Annotated in this window: 9 protein-coding genes and 2 pseudogenes; 9 read left to right on the forward strand and 2 right to left on the reverse strand. The window is 61.3% G+C overall.

All coding sequences use genetic code 11. The features are described 5' to 3' along the window. Positions 1 to 69: 69 nt before the first annotated feature. A pseudogene (locus CHB90_RS27095) lies at positions 70 to 177 on the reverse strand (integrase core domain-containing protein); the annotation flags it as partial. Here CHB90_RS27095 and CHB90_RS27585 point away from each other — a divergent pair. The 9 genes and pseudogenes from CHB90_RS27585 to CHB90_RS20675 all read left to right on the forward strand — a co-directional run bounded on the left by CHB90_RS27585 (position 128) and on the right by CHB90_RS20675 (position 11065). Then, positions 128 to 349, forward strand: coding sequence for a hypothetical protein (locus tag CHB90_RS27585; protein ID WP_170941128.1), 222 nt, complete (start codon positions 128 to 130; stop codon positions 347 to 349). The pseudogene CHB90_RS27095 and the gene CHB90_RS27585 sit on opposite strands and share 50 nt — an antisense overlap. Positions 350 to 384: 35 nt before the next feature. After that, positions 385 to 651, forward strand: coding sequence for a hypothetical protein (locus CHB90_RS20640; RefSeq protein WP_089279723.1), 267 nt, complete (start codon positions 385 to 387; stop codon positions 649 to 651). Positions 652 to 729: 78 nt separating this feature from the next. Continuing rightward, positions 730 to 1686: a sulfotransferase gene (locus CHB90_RS20645; RefSeq protein WP_089279724.1), complete on the forward strand. Its 957-nt coding sequence runs from the start codon at positions 730 to 732 to the stop codon at positions 1684 to 1686. Beyond that, on the forward strand, positions 1683 to 5342 hold the full coding sequence (locus tag CHB90_RS20650) for an amino acid adenylation domain-containing protein (protein WP_089279725.1): 3660 nt from the start codon (positions 1683 to 1685) through the stop codon (positions 5340 to 5342). The genes CHB90_RS20645 and CHB90_RS20650 overlap by 4 nt, the downstream gene beginning before the upstream one ends. Continuing rightward, positions 5339 to 6130 carry a sulfotransferase family 2 domain-containing protein gene (locus tag CHB90_RS20655; protein ID WP_089279726.1) on the forward strand — a complete coding sequence of 264 codons (792 nt, stop codon included), beginning with the start codon at positions 5339 to 5341 and terminating at the stop codon, positions 6128 to 6130. The genes CHB90_RS20650 and CHB90_RS20655 overlap by 4 nt, the downstream gene beginning before the upstream one ends. Before the next feature lie 164 nt (positions 6131 to 6294). Next, positions 6295 to 6372 (forward strand): annotated as a pseudogene (locus CHB90_RS26830) (ATPase); the annotation flags it as partial. A 366-nt stretch (positions 6373 to 6738) separates the two neighbouring features. Continuing rightward, a complete protein-coding gene (locus CHB90_RS20665) occupies positions 6739 to 8217 on the forward strand; it encodes an efflux RND transporter periplasmic adaptor subunit (RefSeq protein WP_141135934.1) in 1479 nt (492 codons plus the stop codon). Then, positions 8214 to 9236 (forward strand): efflux RND transporter permease subunit, encoded by a 1023-nt coding sequence (locus CHB90_RS27365; RefSeq protein WP_089279728.1) that lies wholly within the window; start codon positions 8214 to 8216, stop codon positions 9234 to 9236. Before CHB90_RS20665 ends, CHB90_RS27365 begins: the two co-directional genes overlap by 4 nt. Before the next feature lie 35 nt (positions 9237 to 9271). Then, the gene (locus CHB90_RS20675) at positions 9272 to 11065 is read left to right on the forward strand and encodes an efflux RND transporter permease subunit (RefSeq protein WP_170941129.1); all 1794 of its coding nucleotides are present in this window, start codon (positions 9272 to 9274) and stop codon (positions 11063 to 11065) included. Between the two features lie 3 nt (positions 11066 to 11068). Here CHB90_RS20675 and CHB90_RS20680 read toward each other — a convergent pair. Further along, positions 11069 to 11380, reverse strand: a 312-nt coding sequence (locus CHB90_RS20680) for a transposase domain-containing protein (RefSeq protein WP_141135935.1), incomplete at its 5' end; no start/stop codon positions are given.

Genomic DNA, 11380 nt, shown 5'->3' on the forward strand with positions numbered 1-11380 from the left:
CGTTGGACAGGTTCTGGCGCAGTTTAAGCTACTCTTTGCACCTGCTGATCGGGGGGCACTTCTCTGCCAATAGCCCCCGGCAGGTGGTTTGCCGCCCAGGGCAGAATGTGGTCGTTTGTGGTTGAAAATGTCTATCCATTTCCTGACGCCAGCCTTGGCCTCGGAGCCAGCCTCCCATTTTCTGCCCTTTTCCCAACAGGATCTGAAAAAGAGACCGGAGTTCACCATAGTGATCTATGCGAACACAACTTTCAGCGCCAAAGGCATGCAGGCCATGCGGCGTGAAATTGCGGCCCCTACGCGCTATCACCGCAAGAGGCTGCAGCGGATGAAGGCGCTTGTCGAATAGGCGGACCGGACCAGTCCGGGTTATGAGCGCCCCGGTTGCGCCCGGAAATAAAGGCGGCCATCGAAGCGTGGGCGCTGGACCTGGGACGGATCAAAGCGACCTTTGGCGTAGAGTTCCCCGAAATCTGCGAACCCTCTGTCCCTCCGGGCGAGGCCGACCGGTGCGTGCGCGGCCTGAACAGGGTATCGGATATTTGCGCCGTCGATACCGGGCGTCTCATGGCCTTGCAAAAGGAAATCCTTCGGCTGGCCGCCTCAAGGCGCGGCTCTTTCGACCTGTTTCACCGCAAGAACGGCCTTTAGTCCGCCAGCCTGTCAAGGGAAAGGAGGCGCGTTATTTGGCTTCAAAATCCAGATGCCAATTGGCATAAGGCCCGAGCCATGACCGGACTGGACAATATGACCTGCGAACGCTCCACCATCCTCACGATTTCCGGCTCCGGTCGGTCCGGCACAACGATCCTGTCCGTCCTGTTGACGCAGGACGAGGGCGCATTCAACATCGGCCAGTTGCGCGACGCACTGTCGGGCTGGGCGACGGATGTCTCCTGCACCTGCGGGGCGACGGTGAACAACTGCGTGTTCTGGGGCGAGGTGCGCCGCCGGGCCTTTCCCGAGCATACGGCAGAAATGCTGGCGGCAGAGGATGCGGATTTGCGGCGTTTCATGTCCGAGGCCGCGCAGCTTGCGGACTGGAACGCGACATCGGGGCTACAAGACCTGGCACAGGCGCATCGCGGATTCCTCGACAGGCTGGGCCGTCTGTTGCAGGTGCTTGTCGCGGTATCCGGTGCGCGGCTTTTGGTCGACAGTTCGAAATCGCCGGAGTTCGCGTTGGCCTGCCACCTGACCGATACGGTCGACCTCTACGTTCTCAACCTTGTGCGCGATCCACGCGCCGTCGCCTGTAGCTGGGCCAAGAAGAAACCGGGTCGGATCACACAGCGGCTGGATGCCTGGGGCAAGCGTCAGCGCCGACTGGAAAGGTGGCATGACGCGGCCTGTCTGCACCATCGGTCGTTACGATACGAAGACTTCACCGATGCGCCTCAGGTTGCGCTGCGCGAGGCACTTCGCTGGGTCGGAGAGGACCTGCCGCCCGACCTGTTCAAGGACAGCCGCTCCGCGAGGGTCACATGGGCACGGCAGCATCTGTTCCCGCCGTCGAATGAAGCCGTGCTGGCCGAGAAACGCACCGAGGTCGAGGTGCGTGCGCCCACCGACTGGCGGGCACCGCAGCATTGGCCACTACATCTGCGTGCCCTTGTCAGAAGTTTCCCACAGGGCCCGGCCTACGTGCTGGGCTTCGGACGGTCCGAAAGAAGGCTCAAGCCATGACCGAGGGCCAGATTCTTTTCCTGATATGTTCCGAGCGATCGGGCTCCAACCTGATACGAGCGATGATGGACGCTCATCCGAAGGTCAGCGCACCGCAACCGCTGCACCTGATTCGCGACGTCATTGTACGCGCCGACGCGCTGGTCCATGGCGACCGCGACGGACCCGTGGCGCAAGCGATGCTGCAACTGGTCCGGGAAAGGCTGCACAAGCAGTTTCCGGCCCCGGTGGCCGCCGCGATTGCAGCCCGCATCGAAGGCGCCGACCCATTCGTGCCAAGGGAAATCCTGCGCGCACTTTATGGTGGTATCCTTGCGGAAACCGGCTCCGACATGGTGATGGTCAAGGAAAATGAACTGCACGAGGCCGCCGCCCAGATCATTGACGCTTTTCCGGACGCGCGTTTCGTGTTCCAGACCCGCGATCCGCGCGACTACCTTTCCTCAGCCGTGGCATTGAAGACCGGCGCCTTTGGAAACAAGTTTGGATCGTTTCGCAACGCGATGCAAGTCTGGGCCTCGGACCAGCGGTTCGGACTGCGAATGCTGGGCCATTTCGGACCGAATCGCGTTTTCCTTCAGCGGTACGAAGACCTTGTCGCGGACCCAGAGGGCGTGCTGCGCGACCTGTGCCGTTTTGCAGGCTTCGCCTTTGAACCCGAGATGCTGGAATTCCACCAGACCGATACGGTCAAGGCGTTCTCGACCCGAAAAGACGCGTGGAAGAACCTCGCACGCCCGGTGATGAGCGGCAATTTCAACAAGTACCGGAACAGCCTGTCACGGCGGCAGATCGTGGCCGTCGAATCCATGGTCGGACCGCTGATGGATCGGCTTGGGTACAAGAGGGATCATCCGCAAGGCAAGGCCGCCCGGTGGCCGATAGTCTGGCCGTCCCTCGTCGAACCGCTGGAGCGGTGGACAAACAAGGAATGGTCACCCTTTTACACGGTGGCGAACACCAAGCATCACGCCGACCTCGACCGGCAGGCTGCGCCGGTGCTGCTGCCCTATGCCGGTCGCGCGGCAACTGAGATGCCCCCGGGGCAACGGCTGCCCGATCTGGCCGGACGGCTTGTTGCCGCAGCGGGGGCTCATGGAGATCGTCCAGCCCTTTGTGTGGACGGCGAAAACTGGAGCTATGAGCGCCTGTTCGCGGCCGCCGCAGACCTTGCATCGCACTTAACGCCTGGCAAACCTGTGGTGGCGGTCTATGCGGCCCGGCATGCCTCAGCCTACCTGTCCATCCTCGCCACTGTCTTGGCCGGCGGAACCTATGTGCCTTTGAACTGTCGCTTTCCGGATGCCCGCAACCGTGAGATTCTGCGCCGCTCCGGCGCAACGCACCTGATGTGCGGGGCGATCTTTGCCGAAGAGGCTCGGCGTATCGCCGAAGGCACCGAGGCAGATCTGCGGATCGTCGATCAGGACCCGCCGGCCGGGACTCAGGCTGGCTGGACGCCAACACGCGCCCGTCCGGACGAGGCCGCCTATATCCTTTTCACGTCCGGCTCGACGGGGACCCCCAAAGGGGTGGCAATCAGCCAGACCAACCTCGGGGCCTATCTGGACAACGCCCTGGCCCTTCTGACACCGACGGCAGAAGATCGTTTTTCCCAAACCTTCGACCTGACCTTTGACCTCTCGGTCCATGACCTATTCGTCACCTGGTCCAGCGGGGCCGCGCTTTGTGTTCCGTCTGCCAGTGATCTGGCCGATCCGGCGGCCTTTCTGGCGCGCGAAGGCATTACGCAATGGTTCTCCGTCCCAACGCTGGCAAGCACGCTGCATCGCGGTGGGGCGTTGAAACCCGGTGCCTTTCCCGCGCTGCGCTGTGCGCTGTTTTGCGGCGAAGCATTGCCATCGGATCTTGCCACCGCCTGGCAGCGGACCGCCCCGCAGGCGAGAATCGAAAATTGGTACGGCCCGACCGAAGCGACCATCGCCTGTTTGCGTTACGATCTTGCGCGCGGTCCCGGCGATCAGATTGTCCCGATCGGGACACCTTTTCCCGGGATGACCGCGCTGGTCGTCGACAAGGACGGGAACGACGTGCCCGAAGGCGAAATCGGTACATTGCATCTGGGTGGCGCGCAGGTCGCGGCGGGCTATCTGAACGATCCCGAACGCACGGAACGAGCCTTCGTCACGCTGCCGGATCGCTCGGGTCGGTTCTACGATACCGGCGATCTTGTCTCATGCCGCAAAGGTATCCTCCACTTCCACGGTCGGAGCGATTTCCAGGCCAAGATTCGCGGCTATCGCGTCGAACTGGGCGAGATCGAAGCCGCGCTTCGCCCCTTGTTTCCCGGGGCATCGGTCGTGGCGCTGACATGGCCTCCGGGCGATCCCAATGCCACTCATGTGATCGCGGCGGCCGAGACCGAACAGGCCGAGCCCACGCTCGACCGTGCCACGCTGAAGGCGCAGTTGCCCGACTACATGATCCCGTCGAGCCTGTTCGGCTTGCCGGAACTTCCCAAAAATGCCAGCGGCAAGATCGACCGCCCTGCGATCGCCCGCACCATAGAGGAACGGCTTGCCACCCGTGAGGCGATTGGTGCCGGTTCGTTCGAGGCCCGCGTGCTGGACGCCGTCCTGCGGATCAAGCCGACTCTGTCGACAAGTGAGATCCGCACTGCCGAGAATTTGCTCATGGCGGGAATGGACAGTCTCGATTTCGTAAATCTCACCATGGTCTTCGCAGAGGATTTCGGGGTCGAGCTGGACGAGACGCGTGTCGCGCTGTTGGCGAACCTCAGCTTTGCCGACCTGGTCGATAATATCGAAAGGGGACAGGATGCGGCGACGGCGCTGGCAGCCATCCCCGGAGACAGGATCGTTCGGGCAAACCGTGCTTTGGCATTCCTGAACGCGTCCCCCGCGGTTCTGTCGGGGTCGCAACATCCATTGGTGCTTGCGTTCGGCTCATCCGGGACGATGCGCGCAATAGACACGGTCCATGGTGACGCCGTGATGCGATCCGCCGGGCGTGATCTGCGCGTCCTGAACATCGGTCTGCCCGCGCTGACGGCACGCGGCCTTGCCCGCATGGCTCGTCATCTGGCCGAAGTCGCAACATTCAACAATGTCGCCGCCGTGCTGCATGAATTCGATCCGGTCCTATTGTCGACAGTGCCGCCTAAGGGGGACGTGGAGTTAGACGACGTGTTCTATGCCTCCGCCGGGGCCTTGCGCCGCGCGAAAAGGGGCGGGCAAGAGCTTGACTGGGCGCCGGAATTGCGTGGCATGCTTGCTGAGCGCCAGAGGACGCCCGGCAAAGCCAAGAAACCTCTCTGGGAGCGCGAACGCGATCACGAGATCGCAGCCGTCTACCGCGGCGAGATCCCCTTTGACGAAAACGCCTTGCGGGCGTGGCGGGAAACGAGCGCGTCGCTCGCCGCACTGGGTGCGCCGGTTCTTGGCTGGGTGCATCCGATCGTGGCGGGGCCGACCGGTGGCAGCGCCTTTGACAAAGCCCTTGCAGACTGCGAGACGGCTGCCTGCCCGCGCATCCTGCGGCCCGACGTCTTCGATCTTGCGCCGGACCGTTTCCTGAACATCAATCACGTGGCGCCGGGTGCCGGGATGCGCGACCTGACGGACCGGTTGATGCGCGAGGTTGCCAAAGACTTGATACCTAAGGTGCATTCGTGATTCTCAGCCATCGCAACCGTTTCATTTTTCTTCATTGCCGCAAGACGGCGGGCAGTTCGATCAGCGTCGCGTTGTCGCGCTATCTTGGTCCCGAAGACCTGCAATTGAGCGGCCTTAAGGAAACCTTCGAGGCGGGCATTCCCTTTCCGGACAGGGTCTATACCGAGGCAGGGCAGGTGCCGGACCGGAAAATTCGGACGCGCATCGAGGATCGGATGCATCTTTCGGGTGCCTTGGGAGCGCCCCGTCGGGCCGAACGCGCGCGAAAGCGTATTCACAGGCTGTATCGTGGCCTTCTCGGGGCGTACCCGTACCATGCGCGCGCCACTGCGATCGCCGCAGCTTTCCCCGAAGCCTGGGCCTCCTATACCAAGTTTTGCGTGGTGCGAAATCCGTGGGACAGAGTGGTGTCCGATTATTTCTGGCGTACGCGCAATGTTGAGACACCCCCGACCTTTGACGCCTTCGTCAAGGCGATCCGGGATGGCGAAACGCTGGGTGGGATTGTAGCGGGCGAGCCGGACAACTGGCCCCTCTATACGATCGACGATCAGATCGCCGTTGACAAGATCATCAGGTTTGAAAGCCTGCACAGCGACCTGCAAACGGTCCTGGGCCAACTCGGGCGCGATTGGGATGGCTGGTTGCCAAGGGCGAAAGCGCGGGGAGCCCGGCAAAAGTCCGCGCCAAAACGGACGGGGATCTATACGCCCGAATTGCAGCAGATTGTCGGCGACCTCTTTGAAAAGGAAGTGACTGCTTTCGGTTATGTGCCCCCTGCGGACTAAGGTTTCTAGCTAGGGCGACCCACAAGGAAACGCCGTCGGCCGCCACGGGCCTCTGCGTGGCAACCTCATGCTTAGACAGATGCAGCGAATGCAGTCTCTCGCCGCGTCTCAGGGAGTGGTCTTGGTGCCTTGAACGGCGCATTTCTCCAGTTTGCCCAGACCGGCTGTTCAACCTCGTCAGCCGCCTCTACGAGCGCACGTCCATCATCGTGGCGACAAATCTCGACTTCGGTGAATGGCCGCGTCGGAAAAGACCGGCGGACGCCCGAGCCGACCGTCACGCGGCGCGTGCCAGGTCATGTCCTTGTCGACCCACCCTCTCGCACATGCGGGCATGTGCTGCCGGGCAATGGATCAGCAGGGGATCCTCGCTTGCGCAGCGACGCGTTCTAGCTGGACCAGTTCGTCGTGCGATAGCAGGCGGGACATGGCTTGCTCATGCACCGCATCTAACGCCATGGATTCTCGAAGTGAATCCTCCGTCGTCAGACTTGTGCAGCAATGCGGTTCTCTACTCTGGTTGATTTCGATCATTGACGTAACGCGAAATATATTGAAACGTGAATATGACAAATCAGACATGATTTGACCTATTTGGAGATCCTCATTTGGGCACTTATTCACGAACGCTTTTCGGTTTGATGGTCGGCGGCGTGACATGTGCCGTCCTGATCGCGGCTGGTGGACAAATCTATCACGCCTATTTGAACGCTGATTTGGCAGCGACCAAACTCCGCACTCCGCGTGAACAGGTCTTTTCCGTCGCCGTCGCGACACTGACGCCTGCAACCGTGACGCCCATCATCACCGCCTATGGCAGGCTTTCCAGTGGCCGTTCGCTGGAGGTCCGCAGTTCGGTGCCCGGTGTGCTGGTTGGGCTGTCCGAAAACTTCCGCAATGGCGGCTCTGTTTCTGTTGGCGAGGTTCTGTTCCAGATCGACCCTGCGCGCCTGAAAACCGCGCTGGCGCTGGCCGAGACGGATCTGCTCGAGGTGAATGCCGCACAGGCAGAGGCCAAAGCGGCGCTTGAACTTGCCAAGCTGGAAGCTGAGGCATCAAGCAAGCAGTTAGACCTGCGAGACCAAGCACTTTCCCGCCAGCAAGGACTGCGTGATCGCGGCGTTGCGACCGATACTATTGTCGAAGCAGCGGTGCTTGCCCGGGCTGCCGCAGAACAGACACTGATCAGCCGACAACAATCAGTTGCTGGTGCAGAGGCGCGAGTTGCCCAAGCCGCAATCGCCATTGCCCGCCGAGAGATCGCCCTGACCGAAGCCCGCCGGATGTTGACGGAAGCCACGGTCGCAGCCCCCTTTGCGGGTAGGGTAATGGATGCCGATGCGGCCTTGGGGCGGTTGGTTTCGACAAACGAAAAACTGGCCGAGATCATCGACCCGACTGACATCGAAGTTGCGTTTCGTGTCACCAATACCCAGTACTCGAGGCTGTTGAACGACAAAAATGGCCTGCGCAAAACCGAGGTGACCCTGGTTTCACAAAGCGGCAAGGCGGTTCATGAGATCACTGCCAAGGTTGATCGCGTCGATGGGAATGTGGGCGATGACCAAGTGGGGCGGCTTGTGTATGCCCGTCTGGTCGACCTCGATACGACTCTGGTGCTGCCCGGTGATTTCGTGACAGTGAAAATCCCCGAACGCCCACTGTCTGAAGTTGCGCGCATCCCGGCGACGGCGGCCACCGCTGACGGGCGGATTTTGTTGATCGCCGAGGACAACCGACTGGAGGAATTTCAGGCAAAACTGCTGCGCCAGCAAGGCAACGATCTGATCGTGTCCGGCGTTCCGTTTGGTCGACAATACGTGATCACCAGAGCCTTACAGCTTGGACCGGGCATTCGGGTGCAGCCTGTTCTGCCAACAGCCGATGGTGACACCGTTGTGGCGGCTCCGGCTGCGCCGACGACCATCGCGTTGGATGACATCCGCCGCGCGGCACTGATCGCCTTTGTCGAAGGCAACGAAACCATGAAGCCCGACTCCAAGGCGCGGGTGCTGACAGAGCTGAATGAACCCGAAGTGCCGATCGCAACGGTAGAGAAATTCGAAGCCAAGATGGCGGAGCAATGAAGGTGGTGCGCGCGCAAACCCCCTCCCAAAGAGATCGCGGCATCATTGCCTATTTCACGGGCCACCGCACGGCGGCGAGTTTTGTCATGGTGCTGATGCTGGCGCTTGGCATCTTTGCTGCAACCAAGATCCGCTCGCAGTTCTTTCCCGACGTTGTCATCGATACGGTGACAGTCGTCGTCGACTGGGACGGTGCTGGCCCCGAGGAAGTGGACAGCGCCATCGTAGCGCTTCTGGAACCCGCGTTACAGACCATCGAGGGGGTGGAAAGCACGACCTCGGTGTCAAAGGATGGGTCTGCCACCGTCACGCTGGTGCTGGAAGCTGGCTGGGACATGGGCCGCGCCACCGAAGACGTGAAGGCGGCGGTTGAAACGCTGCGAAACCTGCCGGACACCGCCGACGAGCCCATCGTGCGGCGCGGAGTCTGGAAGGACAAGGTGACGGAGGTGGCCATCTATGGCGATATCTCGCCCGAACAACTGGGGCAAATCGGCGATGATCTGGTTGGACGGCTGTTTCGAGCCGGGGTGACGCGAACCACAATTACCGGCGTCGCTGCCCCCCAGATCGAGGTCACCGTCCCCGAAGTCTCGCGGGTGCGCACCGACACGACGCTGAAAGACGTGGCCAATGCAATCGCGGCGCAGGCCAACACCAGACCCGCAGGCGAGGTGTCAGGCGGACTGTCCCGGCTGCGCGCCGGAGAAGAATTGCGCAAAGCCGAAGACATCCGCAACATGGTGACGCGCCTCGCTCCCGATGGGTCAAAGCTGTACGTTCGCAACCTGGCGCGAGTCACCGTCACGGGTGCCGATGCCGGGCGCGCCTATTATCTTGAGGGCAAGCCGGGCGTTCTCATCCGGGTCGACCGGACTTCGGACGGCGATGCGCTTGGGCTCTACAGAACCGTAAAAAGCGTCACCGAGGAAATGCGCCCAGGCCTGCCTGCGGGCGTGGATATCAAACTGATCAATGCGCGCGCCAATTTCATCACCGATCAGCGAGCATTCTGCTGAAGAACGGCATTGCCGGCCTGATACTGGTGTTAGTGGTGCTGTTTCTATTCTTGAACACCCGCACGGCGATCTGGGTAGCTATGGGTATTCCGGTGTCGATGTTCGCCGCCGTGGGCGTCATGTATGTTGGCGGTCTGACGATCAACATGATGACCCTGTTCGCGCTGATCATCACGCTTGGAATCGTGGCGGACGACGCCATCGTGGTGGCTGAACATGCCGACCACCGCGCGCGCGTTCTGGGAGAAAGCTCTGACGTCGCCCCCGTCAGGGCCGTGCGCCGGATGCTGGGGCCTGTGTTCAGCTCGACGGTCACAACAGTGCTGGCCTTTATCGGGCTTCTGTTCATTGGTGGCACTTTCGGGTCGTTGATTGGCGACATTCCATACGTGGTTGTCGCGGTCTTGCTGGCCTCGCTTGTGGAAAGCTTTCTTATCCTGCCCAACCATATGCGCCACGCCCTGGCGGCGGAGGCCAGATCGCACTGGTACGATCGGCCCAGTGAGTTGTTCAATCGCGGCTTTTCATGGGTAAACGAGCATGGCTTTGTGCCATTGATGCGCTGGGTGATCCGGCTGCGATACTTGGTGGTTGCGCTGATGATCCTGGCCCTGACCACCTCGGTTTCGGCAATCATCAGGGGGGACGTTGTCTGGCAGTTCTACACCGCGCCGGAAAGCGGATCGATCACGGGCAATTTTGCCTTGTTGCCCAGTCCGGACAATCGCGCCGAGACCCGTGCCATGACGTTGGAGTTGGAGCGAGCGGTGAATGTGGTTGCCAAGCGGTACGAGGCCGAGATCGGCCTGAACCCGGTCGTGCACGCGCTGGTACAGGTTGGTGGCACCAGCGCCAAGGGTCTGCCCGGGCAGGACACGATGGACCAGGATACGCTGGGCTCTATCGACATCGGGCTGGTGAATGCCGACTTGCGACCGTTCTCGGCGCAAGAATTCGTGCGTAAACTGCAACAAGAGATAGCGCGCCCGCCTGGTCTGGCTCTTCTGACTTTTCGCAGTCAGGGCGCGGGGCCTGGCGGCGATTCCCTCTCGGTGAACTTTTACGGCGACGACAGCTTCGCGCTGAAGGCTGCGGCAACTGACCTGATCGTAGCACTGCGGCAATTCCCGGAGGTAACCGGCGTTCAAGACAGCCTGCCTTTCGGCAAAGAGGACGTCTCTTTGGCCCTGACCCCGCAAGGAGAGATGTTGGGCTTTTCGACAGATGCGGTCGGGGCAGAGCTGTTTACCCGCCTGAACGGTATCACCGCTATCGAATTCCCTGCCGGTGTACGCACCACCGCTGTCACCGTCCGTCCACCCGCTTCTGAACTGACCGCAGATTTTCTGGATCGCACCCTGCTGCGCACCGGATCGGGCGAATACGTCCCCTTGGGCGAAATCGTCACAACCACTGGCAAGGTCGCCTTTTCCTCGGTCGAGCGTGAGAATGGGCGCAAGGTCGTCACCGTCAGCGGCAGCATCGCAGAGGATGATGCCGCCCGCGCGGCTGAAATCGGCGCTCTTCTGCGCAACGATATCCTGCCAGCAATCGCTACGCGCCATAACCTTGAATGGACTCTCGGTGGACTCGCCTTGCAAAAAAAAGAGTTCCTGACCGAGGCCATGATGGGGTTTCTGCTGTGTATCCTCGGTATCTATCTTGTGCTTGGCTGGGTCTTTGGCAGCTGGACACAGCCGCTTGTCGTGCTCGCCGTGATCCCGTTCGGCCTGATCGGTACAGTTTGGGGCCATGCCAGTTTCGGGCTGGCGATGTCGCTTTTTACCATCATCGGGCTGATCGTATCCGTCCGGCGTGACCGCCGTTGACATTCAACGTGGCTGCCAATTCCACGGCGCGAGTTCGTCGATGCGGTTGATCTTGTGATCGGCAATGTGGGCCAGCACCCATGTCAGCCAGGCTTCCGGATCGATGCGGTTCATGCGGGCGGTTTCGATGAGGGAGTAGGCGATCGCGGCAGCCTTGCCACCACCTTCCGATCCCATGAAGAGATAATTCTTGCGCCCGAGAGTCAGCGGCCTGATTGACCGCTCACAGATGTTGTTGTCCAGCTCGAGTTGGCCGTTTTTCAGATAGGCCCGGGCTTTGGGCATGCGGCCGAGGGCGTAGCGAATGGCCTCGGC

It is taken from the genome of Antarctobacter heliothermus (genome assembly GCF_900188425.1).
GTDB classification, from domain to species: domain Bacteria; phylum Pseudomonadota; class Alphaproteobacteria; order Rhodobacterales; family Rhodobacteraceae; genus Antarctobacter; species Antarctobacter heliothermus.